Below are 20705 nucleotides of genomic sequence, written 5' to 3'. Positions count from 1 at the left end.
TATCCGCAGTCCATAAACACTCAAGGAGGACTCCAATGCCGATCAACAGGCGCATTCTCCGATGTACAGTCAGCGGGCTATTCTTGCTCGGCATGATTACCATATCTGCCGCACAAGACGGCAAGGCTGCTTCCGACAGGATCGAACCCGCTTCGATTCAAGCCTTAGAGAATATGGGGAAGCATTTGCAATCCTTGCAGAAATTTTCCCTCGAATCTCAAACGATTGTGGACGCCGTTCTGGATACCGACCAGAAACTGGAGATTGGCGGCGAGATTACCTATGAGGTTGAAAGACCGAACAAACTCCGTATCGATCTGAAAACTGATGTGGTGCAGGGTGAGTTCATTTATAACGGAACGACGTTCACCTACGTTTCGCCAAACAGCAATACTTATGCTCAGGCTCCAGCACCCGCGACGATCAAGGAAACGCTTGAAGAAGCCGCTCAGAAATATCATCTGACTTTCCCATTGGCGGATTTATTTGCTTGGGGCACACCAGACGCGCCTATCAAAGAGATTGTCGAAGGCTTTCACGCTGGTAATGCAACGGTGAATGGCAAGCCAACGGATCATTGGGCTTACCGCACCAGTGATCAGGATTTCGAAGTCTGGATTGCTTCAGACGGCCCACCTTTGCCCCTCAAGGTTTCGCTTGTGGATCGTGACGATCAGACCCGCCCGCGTATGACAGCTGTTCTCAATTGGAACGAAACGCCCGATATTCAGGCGAGTGTTTTTGAATTCACGCCACCGCCCAACGCGCAAAAGCTCCGCTTCCTGGAAGAGGGGAATCCGCAATGAAACTATTTCGTATCACGATAGGACTTTTGTTCGCCACGGCTATGATTGCCCCCCAGATTGCCGAGGCTCGTGGAGCCTTTGGCGGGCGCATGCCGCGCATGAATTTGGGCGGCGGCGGAATGCATGGCTTCGGTGGTGGCGGAGGCTTTCATGGTCCCCGGATGGGCGGCTTTAACGGGCCAGCACATTTTGAGCCCCGCTTCAATCCATCGGTGCCGCGCCCTCGCGGTGGCAATGTTCCGCATGCAAGAACGGCGCCGGGCCTGCATCCAGCGCATCATCCGGTGCCGGCTCCACATCCCGGCCCCAATCCAAAACCTCATCCGGCACCGAAACCACATCCCGGGCCGGGTCCTGCTCCACACCCGGGTCCCGGGCCAGTTCCGCCCAGACCTGGACCACATCCTTTGCCGCCGCCTCCTCCCCCACCGCCAGGTCCATATTGGCCGGGTTATTGGAATGGAGGTTGGGATCCGGCAGCCGCGGCCATAGTTGGCACCGCCGCAGCCGTCGCTATTGGCACGGTCATCGCCAATGTTCCGCCAGACTGTACCAATGTTGCTGTCAACGGCATAAACTACAAGGATTGTAACGGAAACTGGTTCGAGCCGAAGTATAACGGACATTCCGTCGTCTATGTTGCAGTGGCTCCGCCAAAGTAGCTAGAACTGGTTACCCGCTTCATCACTACAGACGGAGCGGGCAACCTGCCAATGCCTTTAACCAGTTCGTCAGAGATGTGGAAAGGCAACCTTACCGCAGAAAACTCCTCGTGGATTGCCTATCCATTTGTGGTAGACTGCAAGGAATTAAGGTCCGATGCAGATTTGTGACGGCTTGGCGTAAGGAGTTTCAGGCCGATGAGGCAGATCAATCGTTGTGTGTACAGAGGGGCAGCATTGGCCTGCCTGTTTGTGACCTCCAATGTCATGGCTGCCGATCAATCAACTTCGTCCGCTCCGCTAGAACCGCGCGGCTGGATCATTACGCTTGGCGCTGGCACCGAGTATGGCCCGTCTTACGAGGGCGCGCACGATAAGTCGTTCAGCTTTGTGCCCTCTTTCGATATCCGTCGCCTTGGTGAAGCAGCAGACCTTAGCGCTCCCGACGACAATATCGACTATTCGCTGTTTGAATTGGGTGGCGTCGAGATCGGACCGGTTGTCAGTCTTCGCGGCAATCGCAAGCCCTCTGACGACCCAAGCCTGCAAGGGTTGCACGAAATCCGCTGGAGCGTGGATGCAGGCGCGTTCGCACAATATTGGGCCATTCAGGACAAACTGCGCTTTCGTGTCGAAGCCCGACAGGGATTACGGCATGATGACGGCTTTGTAGCCGATCTGGGGGCCGATTGGTTTCAACGCGCAGGCAAGGATTTGATTTTCTCAGTGGGCCCTCGCCTTTCCTTTGCCAACGCAACCTATATGCAAAACAATTTCGGCGTGAGCGCTAATGAAGTGGCAAATGGGGCTCTATTGCCCGCCTATGATGCACGCGGAGGTGTGAAATCGGTTGGCGTTGTGGCGAGCGTCACTTACCAGCTAACCGATACTATGAGCATTCAGGCTTATGACAAGTTTGAACGGCTGGTGAGCGACGCCGCCGACAGTCCAATTGTCACGCAAGGCGGATCACCCAATCAAAATTCCATCGGCATCATATTGAGCCGGTCATTTGAGCTCCGGTTCTGATAATTCTTCTTCAACCTGTTCGGCGGTGGAGACCAACCAGACCCCTGACAGAATGAGGATGCTTCCCGCTATCTGCAAAAGATAGGTTGGTTCCTGAAACCAAAGCCAGCTGACGGCCAGCACCGCCACATAGCTGATGGCTGAAATCGGAAAAGCCTTGCTGAGATCGAAATCAGCAAGCACTTTCATCCAGAAGAAGAAGCACGCAATTTCCACCGCCACGGCCGCCAGCATCCATGGCGAAGTTGCCGCAGCGATTACCCACCCAAAGCCTGCCGTTGTGATCTGGTCCAGATGTTCAGCTGCAAACTTCACAAAAATCTGCGCCAATGTGTTGAAGACCGGAATGGCGATCCAGAGCGCGACGTGACTTTTCACGACTTCGCCTCCAGTGTTTCATCGACTGCAAACATCGGTGAAACCAGTTTCAACACGGCCTGAATTATGGGATTGCGGTGCCGGAAAAACATCGCATTGCGCGTCAGACGACTGCCAAGCCTGACCTTGTTCTCATAGTATGCCTGCCCGCTTTGATAGCGGCGCATACCGTGCTTGAGGCAGTATTCGAGATTGTTGAACCAGCTGAGATAATAGAGATTGTATTTGCGTCCAGCCTCAGCATCCATGCAGAAGAATTTGTCGATCAGCACCTGTTCATCGCAAACGAAAATGTTCGCTGCTAGAATTTGCTCTTCAACCTTGTAGACGGTACAGAAAGACCGTCCGCGCATCTGCCGTAATATTCCCGTGAAATAGGCGCTAGTGAGCGCTTCAAACTGCCATTCGCTTCGTTCACGCGTATGATTATAAAGCTCCATGAAGCGTGGCAAAAAATCGGCAATATCCGAGTGATACTCAACAGTCACTGCATCACGGCTGCGCAACTTGCGGCGCATATCCTTGCGTGTTCCAGGTGAAAGCCGCGCCAGATAGTCTTCGATCGAAGCAAAGTCTATGTCCAGCCATGCGGTTGCCAGACCGGGCATGACGGCATAACCACCCGCTGCAAACACATTTTGCAAGACGTCGGGAAGTGTTTCAGGCACATCCTTGATGCCACGAAGGGCGCAGCCTTCAGCATCGGCCATTCGGTTAAAGCCTTCAAGGAGTTGCTTTAGCAAAACCGGCTGCATCTCCGGCGCGACGGACATATGAAATCCGGGGGTTCCAATTTCGGTGCAGGGCGATCCTAGACAGGCGAGACGCAATGTGAGAAAGCTCGACCAATACCGCCGGACGCCGCGCACCAGCCGGCGCATACGCCCCTCCTCCAATGTCGTATCAAGTTGATACTCCGTCAGAAAAGCGGGCATTGCGGCAACAATGCGCTCGTTTTGAACAATCGTGACATATCGCCAGTGAAAACCCTCAATACCAGCCTGTTCGACTGCTAGCAGATAATCATAGTTTTCGATTTCGTTGGGAAAACAGTCGTTCCAGGCCTCGCGGCCGATATGGGCTATGGAGGCGACAACGCGCGTTTCAGCAAGCGCCGTCTTGCCGATGAGTACAGGCGTGCACGCTGGCAGTCCGTCAAACAAGCTCGCAAGCATTCTGCCCCTCGAAATAGCTGGCGGTGAAATCCGCGACTGAACGATGCTGCCGATCCACATGAATCATGTGATAGCTGTCCTCAATCCAGTGCAGGCTGCTTGGTGCTCCCAGATGTCGGGCGATATATTCTGCCTGTCTTGGATTGCTCAGATCATCTTCACGCGCGTGGAGAATGAGTGTTGGGATTCGAATGGCAGGAAGCTGCTGTCGAAATGCCTGTCCCAGACGATACATTTCAATAATCCCGGTCCCGGGGAAATGTTCCAGCACACCTTCTGCCGACATGCCTGTCATGAGGCGGCGCAACCGATCATCCTTGATGCCCATTGCCGGAGTTTCGGAAAAATTCAGGCGATTGAGAAAGGGTACATGCGCCAGCCAGCCGATTTGCCGGGATAGAAATGGATAAAAGAAAGGTACCCCCCAGCCATCATAATGAAAGCACGGAGAATAAAGTGCGACAGCCTTTATGGAACCTGGATTGCGATGCGCGGACAAAAGCGCCAGCTTTCCCCCCACACAGATACCAGCTGCATAGGTGGTGTCCGCATAGGCTTTCAGCTTTTCCGTCGCTTCTTCGACACTATCAAGCCAGTCGCGCCAGTGGCTTTTGCGAAATGACGCTTCGCTTTCTCCGTGTCCAGCAAGAAGAGGCGCATAGACCGTAAAGCCCCGTCGATTGAGAAGTCGCCCGACCAGGCGCATCTCCGCCGGAGCACCCGTCATGCCGTGAACCAGTAATACGGCCTGTCCGTTGGTTCCCGGCATAAAGAATGAAAACGGATCGGAGAGATTCATGAATTCTACTTTCTCAAAGCCCTGTCAGGCCGACGCAAACGACGCCAATCGTGATCAATGAAACTCCGAAGGCGTGACGCTGATTGATCTTTTCGGAAAAGAATAAGGACCCGGCGGCGACCATCGCCGCGTAACTCAACGCCATCAAGGGAAAGGCGATTGACAGAGGAACCTGTTCCAGCACCAGCATCCAGCAGAACAATTCCACCGCCCAGAAAACCACACCCAGCCACGTGACCGGCAGCAAAAGGGTTCGCCACATGTCGGGCGCGCGATCCGCCGCAAACTTGAAGCAGACTTCGCGCCCCACTTCCGTAAGGATGCAGAAAATCACCAGTGCCAGCATCGACAAGGAAAGCGTTCCGGTCATTGCACCATCATCCCGCTCAATGCATGCAGAAGTTGGTGATTGAGCGCGCTGTTGACCGCGATTGTGTGCTCCATGGCATCAGGTCCGGCGGGCTGATCAAGCATGACCTCGATATTTTTCACGATCCGGCGGGTGAACGGTCCACGATAAATGGGTCGCGAATAATCACCGATCACATCAGCCCCGACGATGCGATGACGTCCGCTGATTACCCGCAGAGCCTCCAACAGAAACGGCAACCGCATCTGCCCCTGATCCCAGTTCGTAACGGCCTCGTCGCGGGCCAGAACATCCTTGTCTATGGTGATGTAAACAGCTTCGGTACCAATACGGGAGATCAGACGTGATACGAAATCTGCCTCTCCACAATCGGCAATCGTTCGCCAATCAATGTAACCCCTTCTGTGGGAATGGCTCGCTCCAGCACCATAACTGCACCAGACACGGCTGGGTGCGTGGTCGTAGGGATAGAGTTCGAGCCGCTCGTCCCTCAAAAGTGACAGATTGGCACCTTTCCATTCGGGAAGGTTCAGGTCGCTGCTGCACACACCGAGAGTAATGATCTTCTTCACCAGAGGATTTGCAGCGGCCCGATTGACCCAGGACCCGCAATGCACACCATTTTTGAAATGAACCCAATCGGGGTGATTGTCGAAATGGATCAGTGTGATCGGCTGACGCGACTGTTCCAGCGCAAGTTCAAGCAACAGAGATGTGATGTGATGAAAGTCACCAGAGCCCATGAAGAACAGGGAAGCCTCTCCAGCCCTCTTTGAAAAAGCATCCGATAGCTGCTTCTTCAACTTGGTCAATTCATCCGGGCGAGCCCAAAGGCGAAGCAAGTCGCCTTCAGCCTTGGCCATAATTTCGGACGCGCCAGCATCGCGGCACGTCCTCATAAAGTCGGACTGCAGCTCCAGCGCGTCATCGAGATGAAGAAGATGGAGCTGCATTTTTGTTACCGCTTTGCTGCGCGCACGAAGAGCTGGTCGAGCAGTGTCAGCGCTAGATCGATCTCTTCGTGGGAAATCAGCAAGTTGGGAGCCAACGTGATGACATTCTTGTGGTAGCCGCCAACGTCGAGCACGAGACCATAATTCTTGCCATTAACAGCAAGGTCTCCCTTCATGCCTTCATCGCACATCCAGTCAAGCGTGGCTTTGTCTGGCGTGTAACTGTCTTCCTGACAAACTTCCAACCGGAGCGCGAGGCCGAGACCATCGACTTCGCCGATTGTCTTGTGTTTTGCCTGAAGCTGCTTCAGTCCATCGAGGAAGTAGGCGCCTTTCTCCATGATCGTCGCGCCATAGTCTTTCTCTTCTTCCAGCATCCGCAACGTCTCAAGCGCAATAGCCGTGCCCATGGGGTTGCTTGCAAATGTGGAATGGGTCGAACCGGGAGGGAAAACACCCGGATGGATCATGTCTTCACGCGCCCAGATACCTGACAACGGGTTGAGGCCATTGGTGATTGCCTTGCCGAACACCAAGACATCCGGATTGACACCAAAATGCTCAATCGACCACAGTTTACCGGTGCGATAGACCCCCATCTGAATTTCATCGACCACCAGCAAGATGCCGTGTTCATCGAGAACCTTCTTCAGTTCCTTGAAGAAGTTCATTGGCGGAATAACATAGCCACCAGTGCCCTGAATCGGCTCCACATAGAAGGCAGCGAATTCCGACTTGCCAGCCTTCGGATCCCAAACACCATTATACTCGCTTTCGAACAAACGAGCGAATTTCTGAACGCAGTAATGCCCGTACTCTTCCTTGCTCATGCCCTTGGGGCCACGGAAATGATACGGAAACTCGATGAACTGCGCGCGATCAGAGAAATGGCCGTAGCGACGGCGATAACGATAGCTCGATGTGATCGACGACGCACCCAGCGTACGTCCATGATAGCCGCCTTCAAAGGCAAACATCAGGCTCTTGCCGCCGCTGAAATTGCGCACCAGCTTGAGTGAATCCTCAACAGCCTGCGATCCGCCGACATTGAAATGTACACGGCCTTTAGTGCCGAACTTGCGTTGCGCGTCCTGCGCAATCAGGGCCGCGAGTTCCACCTTCTCGCGGTGGAGATACTGCGAGGCGACCTGCGGCAGCGTATCAAGCTGGCGATGTGCAGCTGCATTCAAACGCGGGTTGCGATAGCCGAAGTTGACCGCCGAATACCACATCTGCAGATCGAGAAATGGCGTCTCTTGCTCGTTGAACAGAAATGATCCTTCGCAACCGGTGAAAAACGCGGGATTTTCCGAGTAATGGACCGTGTCACCATGCGAGCAATAAAGCTCTTCAAGCAAACGCAGATCGCTTTCGGTTTCGGCAACAACCGAATAGGGTTGGGACGAATTGGAAGTCACAGTCTTGTTCATGGATGTGCTTTCTGGGAATGATAGTGATTGTCTTTGCAACAGGCGCATTTCGAGCGTCGACTTGCCGCTTGTGAGCAGATTTGCCGTTACGAAGGTTGGGACTTATAGGTTTGGGAGTTCAGCGAGACCGGTGATTACTCAAGCAGCGGCAAACCTCTGGGGAAACTCCTCTTCCCGCAATGCGGGCAACAGGTCGCGCAGATTTCGCGTGATATCATGGAAGCCGTCATAGGCTGTGAACGGGATATTCTGGTTGCGGCAGTGATCCGCCAAGGCTTTTTTGGCGAAGATCAGTTCTGGTCGGCCGGACACGCAGAAGTCCGACCGACCATCGCCAACGTAGACGCGAGGGACGGCAACATCGAGAACTCTGCATTTGCAGACGCCTGATGCAGCCCGACATCCACTGTCGGCGTAAGGAGAAAGGAGCGCGTAGCTATCGCGTCCGATATGTTCGGTTACCACAAAGCGGTTGGCGATCACCGACAATGAGTCGAGGCCAATCCGCGAAAGAATACGCCGGATAAAATAATCCACACCATCGCTGACAATGGTAACGGCTAAGCTTTCCGATTGGCAGAAGGCGACGAATGCAATGAAACCGGGATCGATCTCGATCTCATCCAGAACCGCATCGAGTTCATCACGACGTGCATTGATCAAGGCAATCTGCTGGCGCATGCAGGCACCAGAGTCGATCTCGCCCGCAGCCCACTGTGCCTCGATTTCTTCCCATGATGGATCGGCAAGACGAGACAGAACATAATCCGTTGCATCATGCGTCGAAATCGTTCCGTCAAAGTCACAATATACATGCATCTAATCGGCCTCTGCTAATTGACAGGGCTTCTAGCAGCCGTAACTGAGGCGATGCTGATGGGAAAATGAAGCGAAACTGAAATCTCGCCTGTTTTCTTAAAAAATCTGCATTTTATGCAAAGAAAGTCAGCGCCGGGACGAGACCGCAGCCGCTTTACCAATAACGAGGTCGACGCGCAAACCCCGGCCATTTGCAGGCACATCCAGCGACACTCTCACCGAAAGGCGCGTAGCAATATCCGCGACAATAGCGAGCCCCAGTCCCGTTCCTTCCTCCTGCGGGGAGCCAACACGGTAGAACCGTTGGAACACGGCTTCTCGTTGTTCCGATGGAATACCAGGTCCAGTATCACAGATCGTCAACAGCCATTCCGTTTCACTCGCTTCATGGAGCGAAACGTGAATATCGCCCTCCTCCGGCGTATATTTGGTGGCGTTTTCGATCAGGTTCTCAATAAGCAATCGTAACAGTGGTTCGTCGGTATCGACCCATGCATCTTCCATACCATCCAGGGTGATCTCGAGACGTTTCTGTCGAATGACCGGTCCCAGTTCGGCCAAAACGGACGCGGCCATGTCATAGAGATTGAACCGACTATACTGAACCTGTTGGTAGCTGACACGACCGGCCTGTAGAAGCTGTTCGATCAAACGCATTGCCTTCTCGTTGCTTTGCACGAGGCTGGCGACGATTGCCTTCCGCTCATCTTCATTATCCGATTGTTGCAACATCTGGAGCAACAACTTCAAACCCGCATGAGGCGTTCGGAGCTGATGCGCAGCATGGTCAGCAAAACGCCGTTCGGCAGTCAGAGAGCGATCCAGCTTGCTCATCAGCTGGTTGACGGACCGTCCAAGAGGCGTGAGATCACGCGGTAATCCATCCGTTGGGATGAACGAGAGATCGTCCGATGAACGGCTGCGTATCTGATTGATGAGCCCGTAAATCGTCCGCAATCCGCGCCGGATGCCGAACCACATCAACAATCCGATCAAGGGAACAAGGATCAGTAACGGGATGACGAGATTGAGCAAAATGTTGGAGACCAGTGTATTGCGCAGTTCGGTTTTCTCACCAACCTCAACGACAAACTGGTCCCCCGGTATCTGGAGCGTGTAAATCCGCCAGAGTTCCCCATCATAGACGACATCAGACAAACCGCTTCCCGACAAGGGCTGTTCGGGACGAAACGCCGTTGTGGAATAGACAGCTACCCCCCCGTTCTTCCAGACCCGAAACATATGCGCATCCGCATAGTCGTCCACGTCTTCGTTCAACGCCAGCTGATCCCCCATGGCAAAATCGAGATCCTTGAACTGACGCGCCTCATTGAAATTGTGCTTTTGCAGCGGCTTCTGCAGCAGATTCCACAGCACATTGGCATCGTTGATCAGCTGCGCATCATAGATATGATTGATTTCGCGCAGCGCGCTCTGGAAAGCGAACACTCCGATAATAACGAGTGCGATCAGAATTGTCGGAGCAACGCGGATGAACAGGCTCCACGTCAAAGTGGGCTGTTTCATCGTTCAACCATATATCCGACACCGCGCATCGAAGTGATGAATTCCGATCCCAATTTCTTGCGCAGATTGTAGATAATCACCTCGGTCGTGTTGCTTTCAATCGCGCTTCCCGCACTGTAAAGCGCATATTCGATATCGCGCTTGGTCACATATTTACCTGCGCGTTCCATCAGCAGTTTCAACAGCTGAAACTCTTTCGCGGTAACGGAAATTGGGCCGTCGCTACCGCGAACAACCATTGCCGCCGGATCAACTTCAATCGGGCCGCTTTTCAAAATACTGTCTGCACGACCATCGCGCCGTCGCATCACCGCACGCAAACGGGCGAGCAGTTCTTCCAGATCGAATGGTTTGGTGAGATAGTCGTCGGCGCCACTGTCCAGCCCCTCGACCCGTTGCTGTGGCAGATCTCGAGCCGTCAATAAAAGGATCGGTATGCTGTTGCCGGTTTGCCGGACTTTCCGCAGAACATCAATGCCACTCAGTTTCGGCAAATTAACATCGAGCACCACAATACTGTAGTCGAGCGTCGCCAAGGCCTCGACCGCCGCCTCGCCGTCCTGAACCCAATCGACGCCATAAGCATGTTTCTCAAGTACTTGAGAGAGAGAACGCCCTAATATAATGTCATCTTCAACAAGTAAGACGCGCAAGATTTTAACCTTCAGCCATGAAGAATTCGAATTCTTAGCCCGGCCATTCCGGCAATTTTACGACAGTTATAAGAGCTGCATTGCGAATTGGCGCGCAGTCATTAGCTTATCCCCTCTCAATAACGCGAATGTGCTGTCCACCGCCAATATCGATGAATTGTGTGGGCGGCGGCACCTCATGAACATCATGTTTACCGAAACTCTGCGGATAGAAAGCATAGCCTTCGGGTGCTTCCGGAGCGGTTCTGTCATCCAGAAGACGCCCTCCGGAAAGCTCGGTCATTGGGTCGGGAATGGCCGAAATCAATCGTCTTGTGTAAGGATGGGTTGGATTGGAGAAAATCCGATCCCAAGGGCCACTTTCCACAATTTGCCCGAAATACATGACCGCCACACGGTCGCTCATATGTTCCACGACGCTCAGATCATGACTGATCATGATATAGGACAGGCCCAGCCTCTCCTTCAGCTCCAGCAATAGATTGATGATCTGTGCACGAATGGAGACGTCGAGCGCAGAGACAGGTTCATCGAGAACAATTACCTTCGGATTGAGCAAAAGCGCCCGCGCAATCCCGATGCGTTGACGCTGACCTCCGGAGAATTCATGCGGAAAACGTCTCGCATGCTCAGGCTTCAAACCGACGAGGCGCAAGATCTCCTCGATCCGTCCATCCACTTCGCTGCGCGATACCACGCCATGAAGCCGCAACGGGGCGGCAAGGGAGGTATATACCGTCTGACGCGGATTGAGCGATGCAAACGGATCCTGAAACACCATTTGCGCCATTTGCGCACGTTCGAGCCGCGATGGTTCGTTTCTGCCCGTGATCGGGCGGCCTTCAAAGTAAATCTCGCCGCTGGTCGGCTTCTGTAACCCCACGATCGAAAGCGCGAGGGTGGATTTACCGCAGCCGGATTCACCCACGATCGACAGGCACTCACCCTTGTTAAGCGTCAGGCTGAGATTATTGACGGCACGCAGCAGCTGTCTGGAACGGCTGAAGACGCCACCAGAAACAGGAAAATAAACACATATATCGTCAATGGTGACGAGCGGTTCCGTTGTTCGGGTCGTATGCATGTTATTCATGATGGAAACACCTCACCACACCCGCATCCTGCAGCGGCGTCCATCCCGGCTTTTCGGCACGACATAGTTCGGTTGCGCGCGAGCAGCGCGGTTCAAACCGACATCCTTTTGGAAAGGCGGAGATGGATGGCACAACCCCTTCGATTTCCTGCAACTGGCGCTGTCCTTCTTTCTGGCGCGAGCCGAGCCGAGGCAGCGACGCCAGAAGGCCGTGCGCGTAAGGATGCGACGGATGCTGGAACAGACCAGCCGTTATGCGCTCCTCCACCAGATGCCCCGCATACATGACGCCAACACGGCGGCACATTTTGGCAATGACCCCGAGATCATGGCTGATCATCAGCACGGACGTGCCCCGCTGGGCGCAAAGCTCCTGCATCAGACGCAGGATTTCTGCCTGCACTGTAACGTCAAGCGCTGTGGTCGGCTCGTCTGCAATCAAAAGATCAGGATCGCAAGCCAGAGCAATCGCAACCATCACGCGCTGGCGCATGCCACCCGACATCTGGTGCGGATAGTTCTTCACGCGTTGATCGGGTGCAGGAACCTGCACATTTGCCAGCGCTTCCACAGCTTTACGTTCAGCTTCGTGCCAGGTCGCACCTTGATGCAGCACAAACATTTCCGCAATCTGCCGCCCGACAGGCGACAGAGGATTGAGCGCGGTCATCGGCTCCTGGAAAATCATGGCAATACGACTGCCGCGCAGCTTGCGCATTTCACGCGATGACAGACTGTTCAAATCCTGTCCGTTGAAGCGGATAGCACCGCCAGTCACCGACAGAGGTTTGCGTAGCAAGCCGATCATCGACAACGCGGTGATGCTCTTCCCGCAACCGGATTCACCCACGAGACCGAAGGTTTCTCCCGCGCCAATGGTGAAGGATACATCTTCAACCACATTGTGACTGGTGGAGCCGGACACGATATCGATACGGAGGTTTTCCACCTCCAGAAGTGCTCTTTCGCTCATACCTTGCGTGTCCTCATATGCGGGTCGAGCCAGTCGCGCAGGCCATCGCCGAAGAGATTGAGGCCAAGCACGGTGAGGAAGATCGCCACACCGGGGAAAATGGCTGCCCATGGCGCGTTGACGATAAGCTCGCGTGCGTCGGTCAGCATATTGCCCCAGCTTGGGTCAGGCGGACTGATGCCAAGCCCGAGATAGGAAAGTGCAGCCTCGGCGAGAATGGCGTCACCCATGCCAAGCGTACCAATGACAAGGATCGGGCCGATCATATTGGGCACGATCTGCGTGATCATGATGCGAATATCGCTATAGCCCAGCATTTTTGCAGCCTGCACATAACCCTGCTTCTTGAGTGAGAGCGTTGAGCTGCGGGCGATGCGGCATGTCCAGGACCAGTTCGTCAGACCAAGCGCCAGCAAGAGGCTGGGCAGGCCGGGACCGAGAACCGCCATGATGGCCAGCGCAAAGATCAGTGACGGGATTGCCAGCATCAGATTGGTCAAGCCGTTGACGAAATCATCCCACCAGCCGCCGAAATAACCGGCCGAAATGCCGAAGCCAAGACCAATCACTGTGTTGATGCATTGCGAGACAATGCCGACTGTCAGCGACACCTGCGCGCCGTAAAGGATACGCGAGTAAACGTCGCGGCCTTGCGCGTCTGTCCCGAACCAGAACTGGGCGTCGGGCGGCAATTCGGCATTCATAAGATCGGCATCAAGAACCGGATGATAATGGGCCAGCAGCGGCGCAAAGACTGCCGCTGTCAGAATGATGATGCATACGAGCCCGCCGAATATGAGATTAAAACGCAGCTTCATGGGCTTACTCGTGGCTGATGCGCGGGTCGATGACCGCGTAAAGAATGTCAACGATCGTGTTGATGACGAGGAACCATAAAACGATCACGAGAATTGCGCCTTGCACAACAGGAATATCGCGCAGCGAAACGCTATCGATCAGCAAGGAGCCAAGGCCGGGCCAAGAGAAGAGCTTTTCAACGACGACGGCCTGCCCCATCATCGAGCCGAATTGCAGACCGATTGTCGTTATGATCAGCACAAGCGCGTTGCGCATCACGTGCCATTTTACGAGCCTGAAGCTATTCATGCCCTTTGAACGCGCCGTGCGAATGAAATCAGCGCCCATCACTTCCAGCACTGCAGCGCGCGTTGTTCGCGCCAGCAGAGCCAAGGGTGCTACACCCAAAGTCAGCGCGGGCAGAATGATATTACGTATGCCGCCGTCGCCATAACCGAAACTGGGCAACCAGCCGAGCGTTAGCGCAAACAGATACATCGCCAGCAGGCCAAGCCAGAATTGCGGCATTGAAAGCCCGGAAACCGCACCGATCATCGTCGTGCTATCAAGAATGCTTCCGGGCTTGAGTGCGGCGAGAAACCCCAGCGGCACGCCGATCAAAATCGCAAATCCCATTGCTGCGAAGGCAAGTTTCAAGGTCGGCCACATGCGTTCCTGAATAAGCGTAACGACCGGCTGTCTTGAGCGATAGGACGTGCCGAGATCGAACTTGGCCAGTTGAACGAGATAGTTGCCGAAGCGCACGTGAACGGGTTTGTCGAGGCCGAATTCCTGCGTGATTTTTTCGACCAGTTTCGGGTCGCTCATGCCTTTGCCGCTGGCAACAAGGCCGGTCGCGATGCTGCCGGGAACAACACTGAATATGACGAAAACCAGCAATGACACCGCCAGAACTGTCGGGATCATCTGCAAGACGCGGCGCACAATGAAATAGAGCACGCAGTCCTCCTTTCGGATCAGCGACGAAACGCTGGAGCAAAGGGGATATGTGGCCCGCTCGTTAACGAGCGGGCCGATCAATGTGAACCGGAATTAGCGACCGGACGGAACCGTGTCGTCGACCCACAGCTTTTCATAGGACTGAACAGCAATTTCCGCCGCATTCGGCTGTAGACCATGCAACCATGGCTGATGCGCAAGGACGGCCTTGTTGTAGTTGAAGAACCAGACCGGCGCTTCTTCCTGCAACAGATTATTGGCCTTCTTCAGAAGTTCATTCTTCTCTTCTTCAGTCTTGGCAGCCTTCGCCTCATCGACAATCTTGTCGAATTCCGCATTGGAGAACTTCTGATAGTTGCAGGCCGACTGCGGCGTCTTGGAATAGAAGCACTGCATCGCGGTCAGTGCGTCCGGGCCGCTTTCCAGTGACCACATATAGGCCTGGAAGTTACCTGCCGGGACGACATCTGCAAGCACCGATGCTTCCACAGGCTTTGCCTTCACCTTGATGCCGACTTTTGCCAGCATCGGGATGATTGCCTGCACAATGGTCAAACCCCAGCTTTCGTTTTGCGTTGCAGTTAGCTCAAATTCGAAGCCATCCGGATAACCGGCCTCTGCGAGCAGGGCCTTGGCCTTCTCTGGGTCATAAGGATAGGGCTTGGCATCCTTGTCGAATGCAGGCGACGAGTTCGGAAGCCAGCCGACCGCACGATAAGCCTTGTCCTTGACGAGACGCTTGATGATGAGATCGCTGTCAATGGCGTAGTTGATCGCCTGACGAACACGCTTATCCTGAAACGGCTTGAAATCGGGATTGAAGCCGACTGCGCGCGTATAGGCTTCGGCCACTTCCAGCATATTCTTCGCGAGTTCCGGGTCCGCGCGATAGGTGCTGTATTGTGCTGGTCCGAGCACCGCCACGTCGATTTCCTTGTTGCGGAAAGCAACGTCACGCGCGGCGGCATCACCCATGATCATAATATTGATTTTGTCGGCATAGGGCTTGCCCTTGTCGTAGTACTTATCCCATTTCTCAACCGTCAAACGGGAGCCGGGGACATATTCGGCGAATTTGTAAGGTCCAAGCCCAATCGGGTGACGCTGAAACTCCTCACTGTCGCCCTGTCCGGCAGGATAAATCGCCGTGTTGTTGTACATAAACTGATAGCCGGGATCGATTGGCTGCTTGAGCGTAATTTCCAGCGTACGATCGTCAATCTTTTTCAGGCCCGAGATTTCCTTGGCCTTGCCCTGCGCATATTCGTCCGCACCCTTGATTTCGGCAATGTAACGCGCCGGAGGCATAGCCTTCTTCGGGTCCATCATCCGGGTATAGCTCCAGATGATATCGTCTGCCGTCAGCGGCTTGCCGTCATGGAAGAATGCATCCTGACGCAGCTTGTAGGTATAGACGAGCTTGTCGTCCGAAACGCTTACATCTGTTGCGAGACCCAATACGGGTTTGCTCTGATTGGCATCCCAATCATAAAGCGAACGATGAATAGCCTTGGCGTAGAATTCATCCTGGGTTGCAGGCGAAGACTGAATATCCAATGTCGAGAAACTATCGCCATATGGCGCGACAAAATTGATGACACCGCCAGAGCGCGGTGCGTCATCGGCAAAAGCCGCAGTACCCGCCATCAATGCGACGGACATCGCCGCAAGCAATGCAAATTTCCTCATGATCTTCCCCTTTTGTTTTTGTAGATCCGATGAATGAACGTATTCAGGCAGCGTAACCGAAGCGTCGCTGCCTGTTCTCCCTATGAACGTTCGAACACCACATCGCCTTCGCGAATGGTGAGCATGCAATGCGTATCGCGGAGAATTTCCTCCGGCTTTGCCGTGAGCATGTTGCGCGAGAAAACCGCAATATCCGCCGCCTGTCCCGCAACCAGCTTGCCTTTGACGTTTTCAAGCTTCTGCGAAAAGGCACCATATTCGGTGTAGACCTGAAGAGCCTCTTCAATAGTCACGCGCTCGCGTGCATCCATGACCATGCCCTTGCCCGTTTCGCGCGTCAGCATCGAGTAGATGTTAGGATAAGGATTCGGATGGCAGACCGGCGCATCGCTTCCCGTCGCAGGTTTAAAGCCAAGGTCTTTCCACGTCTTGAGCGGGTAGCTTGAAAGCGCCCTCTCCTCACCCAGAACGGAAATATAGGCATCACCAAAATCATAGATGAAGACTTGCTGCGGGCACGGATAAATACCTGCCTTTTTCATCCGCTCATGCTGTTCTGGCGTCGAAAACCCGCAATGTTCAATACGATGACGGCGGTTCGGGTCGGGATAGGCGGCAAGCGCCTTCTCATAAGCAGTGATGAGCTGCCCGATGGCCGCGTCACCGATGGCATGGCAGGCCAGCTGATATCCCTTCTTATGGGTATCCAGTACCAGTGCTTCCAGTTCGGCAGTCGGCAAAATCTGCACACCAATATTGTTGTCGTCACCGAGATAGGGCTTGCTCATCCAGGCGGTGCGACCACCAGCAGAACCATCGAGGAATATCTTGACCGCGCCAACGGTCAACATGTCATCGCCGACACCAGAGACCAGTCCGGCTTCGTAGCATTTTTCAACGATTGAAGGGCCCGGGTCGCCCAGCAGAACCAGCCATGTGCGTACCGGCAGCCGCTTTTGCAGCTTAGCAATGTTGTAGGCGCGAATTTCGTCAAAGCCTGCAACCTGACCGACCGCCGCATCCATGACGCTTGTAATGCCATAGGAAAGCAACAGATTGCCCGCAGCCTCGATGGCTTCGATCATTTCTTCTGTGGTCGCAGTCGGGATAGCCTTGCGAACTGCGCCTTGTGCGTTTTCGGCAACCATACCGGTGAGAACACCGTTCTGCTGCTCAATCAGACCGCCGTCAGGCACAGGTGATTTTTCGTTGATACCGGCCAGCTCAAAGGCCCTCGAATTGAAGATCGACACGTGGCCGCACGCGCGCACCAGCATGACAGGATGGTCTGGCGCAACCGCATCAAGTTCCGATTTATGCGGGTGGCGGCCAACATCAAGCTTGGTCTGATCGTAACCACGCGCCTTGATCCATGTACCAGGGGGAACCGTCGCCGCTTTTTCACGGATTGCGCTGAGCAGGCTTTCGAGCGTGGGTGCGGCGTGGGCGGTTGCGTCAAGCCATTTAAGCGTAAGCCCGACCGATATGAGATGGAGGTGAGAATCGTTCAATCCCGGTGTGGCGAAACGACCTTTCAGATCGATCAGCCGTGTCTTGTCGCCCTTAAGGCCCCAGAGCTGATCTTTAGTACCCGTGGCAAGCACCTTGCCTTGCCAGATTGCCAGGGCTTCAACTGTGCCCTCTTCATATCCACACCAGATCGTGCCGTTATAAATTATGGTATCAGCACGCATTTCGGGCATTACAGACATTCAGCGATCCCCTCCCTAAGTTACCGCTTTCATAGAACTATTGAGCAGAGTTCCACTGATGTATCAACCGTTCAAGCCGTGGATTTGACAAATTTTTTGGGAGCAACTTGAGCAAAGTGACGAACTTGCCGACGGTTTGCCGAAACCGACGATAAGCGCAATTGTCCAGCCCGGCGAGACTGAAAGCCGGCTAAGAGCGATACACAATTTGAACGGGAATAACGACTGCGCTTCAAGAGCAATAGCGGCCGCGGATCATCAGACGCGCTGAATAGTTGAAGGCGGAGCCATATGGCCCCGCCGTCTTTTTATAAGGATCAAATGATGCCGAGAGCATCCATGGCTTCTGCCACCCGTACGAAACCAGCAACATTGGCGCCGAGAACATAATCGCCCGGCGTGCCATATTCTTCGGCCGTTTCAGCGCAAAGATCATGGATATTGCGCATGATCTCGGCAAGACGCGCTTCCGTCTGTTCGAAAGTCCAGCTGTCACGCGATGCGTTCTGCTGCATTTCGAGAGCCGAGGTTGCCACGCCGCCAGCATTGGCAGCCTTGCCGGGAGCGAAGAGAACCTTCGCATCCTGGAAAATCTTCACTGCTTCCGGTGTGGATGGCATATTCGCGCCTTCGCCCACAGCAATGACACCATTTTTCACAAGCGTCTTGGCGTCCTTGCCGGTCAGTTCGTTCTGCGTTGCCGATGGCATGGCCACGTCACAAGGCACATCCCAGATTGAGCCGCCCTCAATGTAATGGACCGACTGGCCCTTTTGGCGTGCATATTCGGAAATACGCTCTCTGCGCACTTCCTTGATTTCCTTGACGAGATCAAGATCGATGCCGTTTTCGTCAACGATGTAGCCGTTGGAATCCGAACAGGCGACGATCTTACCGCCAAACTCGATCACCTTTTCCATCGTGTAGATGGCGACATTGCCCGAACCGGACACGACGACGCGCTTGCCGTCGAAGTCCTGCTTACGCGCCTGAAGCATACGCTGCACGAAATAGGTCGCGCCATAACCAGTTGCTTCCTTGCGCGCTCTCGAACCGCCGTAGAACAGCGCCTTGCCCGTCAGTACGCCAGCCTCATAGCGATTGGTCAGGCGCTTGTACTGGCCAAACATATAGCCGATCTCACGTCCACCAACGCCGATATCGCCTGCCGGTACGTCGACATACTCGCCGATATGGCGGTGAAGTTCGGTCATAAAGGACTGGCAGAAACGCATGATTTCGGCATCGGAACGACCGCGCGGGTTGAAATCCGAACCGCCCTTGCCGCCGCCAATCGGCATGCCGGTCAGCGCATTTTTGAACGTCTGCTCGAAACCGAGGAACTTGATGATCCCGACATTAACAGATGGATGGAAGCGAATGCCGCCCTTATAGGGTCCGAGCGCCGAGTTGAACTGTACACGGAAGCCACGATTAATCTGTACACGCCCCTGATCATCGACCCACGGCACGCGGAAAATAATCTGCCGTTCCGGCTCACAAATACGTTCAATCAGGGCATTGTCGGCATAATATGGTCGTTTCGCAATGACGCGCCCAACACTTTCCAGCACCTCTCGAACAGCCTGGTGAAACTCAATTTCACCTGCGTTGCGATGGAGGACGTCTTCGAGAATGGGCTCGAGCTTTTCATGAACGTTGACCAAAATTTCATCTCCAGAGTCGGTATGTAATCTCATAACGGTCACTCTCTAGAATAAAATTTGACCAATTTGAATAAGTATTAAGCATTAATTGTGCGAAAGGAACGGAAACGCTTACTTTTAAAGCACGACCGCCCTGAAATGGCATCGTCAGACAACGTATTGCGCGCTATTGATCAAGATCACGACACCTAAAATTGTAATATTTCCCGAGGCTTGATTAAAAAATAGCCAGCTGAATAATGCCGAAGGGATTATTTCAGTATCGTGGAAGCGAGACCATGCTCCCTCCATCAGCAGCATCCATGACTGGGCCTAGCGTCCGCTGCCGAGACTCGTCGTGATATGATGCATGAATGCCTGCGTTGCGGCTGACACTTCAGAACTTGGGAGAGCCAGTTTCATTCCGAGTAAGGGCAGCGTTGGCATCGGCTCGCGCACGATATGCAAATCCGGTGGCACTGCATTCTTGGTCATCACACTTATGGCAAGCCCCGAGCGCGTCACCGCGATCAGGCCGGCAATGCTGTTACTGGCGTAAGAGATACTATATTGCAGCCCGGCTTTCGTCATGGCGTCACAGGCAGCGCGGTGATCCATCGCGTTGGAAGCTGGTAGTGCAAGCGGTATCCTGTCACCAAACTCATGCTCTTCAAGCGTCGCCTTAGCGCCGACCCAGACCATCGCCTCGGTTCGTATGATATCTTGAGCGTCATTCGGGTTGAGTGTCGAGATCAAAGCAAGATCGACTTGCCCTGAATGCAGCAAACCACGCAATTCGACTGTCGGGGCAGCGACAACCTTGATGTCGACATTGCCGTGATTGGTGCCAAAACTTCTGAAAATCTTTGGAAAAAAAGCCAGAAGATAGTCTTCCGGGCAGCCAAAGACGATGGACCCCTTAAGACCATGATCCGAGAAAGCCGCTAGCGCTTCATCATGTGCTTTGAGAATGCGCTCGGCATAGGTGAGAAACTTTTCTCCAGCGCTCGTCAACCGAACACCACTTCCGCTGCGGTGCATAAGCGTTTGCCCAAGCGCCTCTTCAAGCCGCTGCATCTGCATGGTCACAGCCGATTGTGTTCGCCCAACCTGAAGTGCGGTCGTGCTGAGTGAGCCGGTTTGTGCGGCGCGAACAAATGTCTGCAACAAGCGAGGGTCCAAGGATGCCTGCATATCAATTTTCCTTATAACTTAACGGCATTATTATCAAAT

21 protein-coding genes are annotated in these 20705 nt (G+C 54.0%); 2 read left to right on the top strand and 19 right to left on the bottom strand.

The features are described from left to right. Nucleotides 1-35 precede the first annotated feature (35 nt). The gene (locus FHW00_RS11585; protein WP_078340653.1) at nt 36-806 is read left to right on the top strand and encodes a DUF2092 domain-containing protein; all 771 of its coding nucleotides are present in this window, start codon (nt 36-38) and stop codon (nt 804-806) included. A 2-nt stretch (nt 807-808) separates the two neighbouring features. Here FHW00_RS11585 and FHW00_RS11580 read toward each other — a convergent pair whose 3' ends face one another. After that, entirely contained in the window at nt 809-994 is a 186-nt protein-coding gene (locus tag FHW00_RS11580) for a hypothetical protein (RefSeq protein WP_078340654.1), read from the bottom strand. Between the two features lie 13 nt (nt 995-1007). After that, nucleotides 1008-1247, bottom strand: a complete 240-nt coding sequence (locus tag FHW00_RS11575) for a hypothetical protein (RefSeq protein ID WP_162762704.1) — start codon at nt 1245-1247, stop codon at nt 1008-1010. Nucleotides 1248-1666: 419 nt separating this feature from the next. Between FHW00_RS11575 and FHW00_RS11570 the strand changes: the two genes are divergently transcribed. Beyond that, on the top strand, nt 1667-2497 hold the full coding sequence (locus tag FHW00_RS11570) for a MipA/OmpV family protein (protein ID WP_078340657.1): 831 nt from the start codon (nt 1667-1669) through the stop codon (nt 2495-2497). Here the strand turns inward: FHW00_RS11570 and FHW00_RS11565 are convergent. The 17 genes from FHW00_RS11565 to FHW00_RS11485 form a co-directional block, all read right to left on the bottom strand. Next, on the bottom strand, nt 2477-2875 hold the full coding sequence (locus tag FHW00_RS11565) for an EamA family transporter (RefSeq protein ID WP_078340658.1): 399 nt from the start codon (nt 2873-2875) through the stop codon (nt 2477-2479). The two genes, FHW00_RS11570 and FHW00_RS11565, sit on opposite strands and share 21 nt — an antisense overlap. Continuing rightward, nucleotides 2872-4050, bottom strand: coding sequence for a GNAT family N-acetyltransferase (locus FHW00_RS11560; protein WP_078340659.1), 1179 nt, complete (start codon nt 4048-4050; stop codon nt 2872-2874). The genes FHW00_RS11565 and FHW00_RS11560 overlap by 4 nt, the downstream gene beginning before the upstream one ends. Further along, nucleotides 4031-4849, bottom strand: coding sequence for an alpha/beta hydrolase (locus FHW00_RS11555; protein ID WP_078340660.1), 819 nt, complete (start codon nt 4847-4849; stop codon nt 4031-4033). Before FHW00_RS11555 ends, FHW00_RS11560 begins: the two co-directional genes overlap by 20 nt. Before the next feature lie 13 nt (nt 4850-4862). Beyond that, nucleotides 4863-5219 (bottom strand): EamA family transporter, encoded by a 357-nt coding sequence (locus tag FHW00_RS11550; RefSeq protein ID WP_078340661.1) that lies wholly within the window; start codon nt 5217-5219, stop codon nt 4863-4865. Next, nucleotides 5216-6172, bottom strand: coding sequence for an arginase family protein (locus tag FHW00_RS11545; protein WP_078340662.1), 957 nt, complete (start codon nt 6170-6172; stop codon nt 5216-5218). The genes FHW00_RS11550 and FHW00_RS11545 overlap by 4 nt, the downstream gene beginning before the upstream one ends. A 5-nt stretch (nt 6173-6177) precedes the next feature. Next, complete coding sequence (locus FHW00_RS11540) at nt 6178-7602, bottom strand: aminotransferase class III-fold pyridoxal phosphate-dependent enzyme (RefSeq protein ID WP_113534842.1); 1425 nt, start codon at nt 7600-7602, stop codon at nt 6178-6180. Between the two features lie 138 nt (nt 7603-7740). Continuing rightward, nucleotides 7741-8421, bottom strand: a complete 681-nt coding sequence (locus tag FHW00_RS11535; RefSeq protein WP_078340664.1) for an MtnX-like HAD-IB family phosphatase — start codon at nt 8419-8421, stop codon at nt 7741-7743. A 126-nt stretch (nt 8422-8547) separates the two neighbouring features. Continuing rightward, nucleotides 8548-9948 carry a sensor histidine kinase gene (locus FHW00_RS11530; protein WP_078340665.1) on the bottom strand — a complete coding sequence of 467 codons (1401 nt, stop codon included), beginning with the start codon at nt 9946-9948 and terminating at the stop codon, nt 8548-8550. Then, nucleotides 9945-10601, bottom strand: a complete 657-nt coding sequence (locus tag FHW00_RS11525) for a response regulator transcription factor (RefSeq protein ID WP_078340666.1) — start codon at nt 10599-10601, stop codon at nt 9945-9947. Before FHW00_RS11525 ends, FHW00_RS11530 begins: the two co-directional genes overlap by 4 nt. Before the next feature lie 106 nt (nt 10602-10707). Further along, nucleotides 10708-11694 carry an ABC transporter ATP-binding protein gene (locus FHW00_RS11520; RefSeq protein ID WP_078340667.1) on the bottom strand — a complete coding sequence of 329 codons (987 nt, stop codon included), beginning with the start codon at nt 11692-11694 and terminating at the stop codon, nt 10708-10710. Then, complete coding sequence (locus FHW00_RS11515; RefSeq protein WP_078340668.1) at nt 11687-12667, bottom strand: ABC transporter ATP-binding protein; 981 nt, start codon at nt 12665-12667, stop codon at nt 11687-11689. Before FHW00_RS11515 ends, FHW00_RS11520 begins: the two co-directional genes overlap by 8 nt. Next, the gene (locus FHW00_RS11510; RefSeq protein WP_078340669.1) at nt 12664-13485 is read right to left on the bottom strand and encodes an ABC transporter permease; all 822 of its coding nucleotides are present in this window, start codon (nt 13483-13485) and stop codon (nt 12664-12666) included. Before FHW00_RS11510 ends, FHW00_RS11515 begins: the two co-directional genes overlap by 4 nt. Nucleotides 13486-13489: 4 nt before the next feature. Further along, a complete protein-coding gene (locus tag FHW00_RS11505) occupies nt 13490-14425 on the bottom strand; it encodes an ABC transporter permease (protein WP_078340670.1) in 936 nt (311 codons plus the stop codon). Nucleotides 14426-14518: 93 nt separating this feature from the next. Then, the gene (locus FHW00_RS11500) at nt 14519-16114 is read right to left on the bottom strand and encodes an ABC transporter substrate-binding protein (protein ID WP_078340671.1); all 1596 of its coding nucleotides are present in this window, start codon (nt 16112-16114) and stop codon (nt 14519-14521) included. 80 nt (nt 16115-16194) lie between these two features. Next, nucleotides 16195-17817 carry an amidohydrolase gene (locus FHW00_RS11495; protein WP_445558001.1) on the bottom strand — a complete coding sequence of 541 codons (1623 nt, stop codon included), beginning with the start codon at nt 17815-17817 and terminating at the stop codon, nt 16195-16197. 326 nt (nt 17818-18143) lie between these two features. Next, the gene (gene gdhA, locus FHW00_RS11490) at nt 18144-19526 is read right to left on the bottom strand and encodes an NADP-specific glutamate dehydrogenase (RefSeq protein ID WP_139364437.1); all 1383 of its coding nucleotides are present in this window, start codon (nt 19524-19526) and stop codon (nt 18144-18146) included. Between the two features lie 279 nt (nt 19527-19805). Beyond that, complete coding sequence (locus FHW00_RS11485) at nt 19806-20666, bottom strand: LysR family transcriptional regulator (protein WP_078340674.1); 861 nt, start codon at nt 20664-20666, stop codon at nt 19806-19808. Between the last annotated feature and the right edge of the window lie 39 nt (nt 20667-20705).

The sequence above is a fragment of the Ochrobactrum sp. P6BSIII genome, assembly GCF_014138065.1.
Lineage (GTDB): Bacteria > Pseudomonadota > Alphaproteobacteria > Rhizobiales > Rhizobiaceae > Brucella.
This window is presented reverse-complemented; position numbering and strand designations above follow the sequence as displayed.

Excerpts from the sequence above, each read along its gene's own strand:
- FHW00_RS11555 (WP_078340660.1), bottom strand. The coding sequence starts at position 4,849 with ATGAATCTCTCCGATCCGTTTTCATTCTTTATGCCGGGAACCAACGGA.
- FHW00_RS11520 (WP_078340667.1), bottom strand. The coding sequence starts at position 11,694 with ATGAATAACATGCATACGACCCGAACAACGGAACCGCTCGTCACCATT.
- FHW00_RS11580 (WP_078340654.1), bottom strand. The coding sequence starts at position 994 with ATGTGCTGGCCCGTTAAAGCCGCCCATCCGGGGACCATGAAAGCCTCC.
- FHW00_RS11485 (WP_078340674.1), bottom strand. The coding sequence starts at position 20,666 with ATGCAGGCATCCTTGGACCCTCGCTTGTTGCAGACATTTGTTCGCGCC.
- FHW00_RS11540 (WP_113534842.1), bottom strand. The coding sequence starts at position 7,602 with ATGAACAAGACTGTGACTTCCAATTCGTCCCAACCCTATTCGGTTGTT.
- FHW00_RS11560 (WP_078340659.1), bottom strand. The coding sequence starts at position 4,050 with ATGCTTGCGAGCTTGTTTGACGGACTGCCAGCGTGCACGCCTGTACTC.
- FHW00_RS11515 (WP_078340668.1), bottom strand. The coding sequence starts at position 12,667 with ATGAGCGAAAGAGCACTTCTGGAGGTGGAAAACCTCCGTATCGATATC.
- FHW00_RS11585 (WP_078340653.1), top strand. The coding sequence starts at position 36 with ATGCCGATCAACAGGCGCATTCTCCGATGTACAGTCAGCGGGCTATTC.
- FHW00_RS11495 (WP_445558001.1), bottom strand. The coding sequence starts at position 17,817 with ATGCCCGAAATGCGTGCTGATACCATAATTTATAACGGCACGATCTGG.
- gdhA (WP_139364437.1), bottom strand. The coding sequence starts at position 19,526 with ATGAGATTACATACCGACTCTGGAGATGAAATTTTGGTCAACGTTCAT.
- FHW00_RS11510 (WP_078340669.1), bottom strand. The coding sequence starts at position 13,485 with ATGAAGCTGCGTTTTAATCTCATATTCGGCGGGCTCGTATGCATCATC.
- FHW00_RS11550 (WP_078340661.1), bottom strand. The coding sequence starts at position 5,219 with ATGACCGGAACGCTTTCCTTGTCGATGCTGGCACTGGTGATTTTCTGC.
- FHW00_RS11530 (WP_078340665.1), bottom strand. The coding sequence starts at position 9,948 with ATGAAACAGCCCACTTTGACGTGGAGCCTGTTCATCCGCGTTGCTCCG.
- FHW00_RS11500 (WP_078340671.1), bottom strand. The coding sequence starts at position 16,114 with ATGAGGAAATTTGCATTGCTTGCGGCGATGTCCGTCGCATTGATGGCG.
- FHW00_RS11535 (WP_078340664.1), bottom strand. The coding sequence starts at position 8,421 with ATGCATGTATATTGTGACTTTGACGGAACGATTTCGACGCATGATGCA.
- FHW00_RS11575 (WP_162762704.1), bottom strand. The coding sequence starts at position 1,247 with ATGGACCTGGCGGTGGGGGAGGAGGCGGCGGCAAAGGATGTGGTCCAG.
- FHW00_RS11570 (WP_078340657.1), top strand. The coding sequence starts at position 1,667 with ATGAGGCAGATCAATCGTTGTGTGTACAGAGGGGCAGCATTGGCCTGC.
- FHW00_RS11545 (WP_078340662.1), bottom strand. The coding sequence starts at position 6,172 with ATGCAGCTCCATCTTCTTCATCTCGATGACGCGCTGGAGCTGCAGTCC.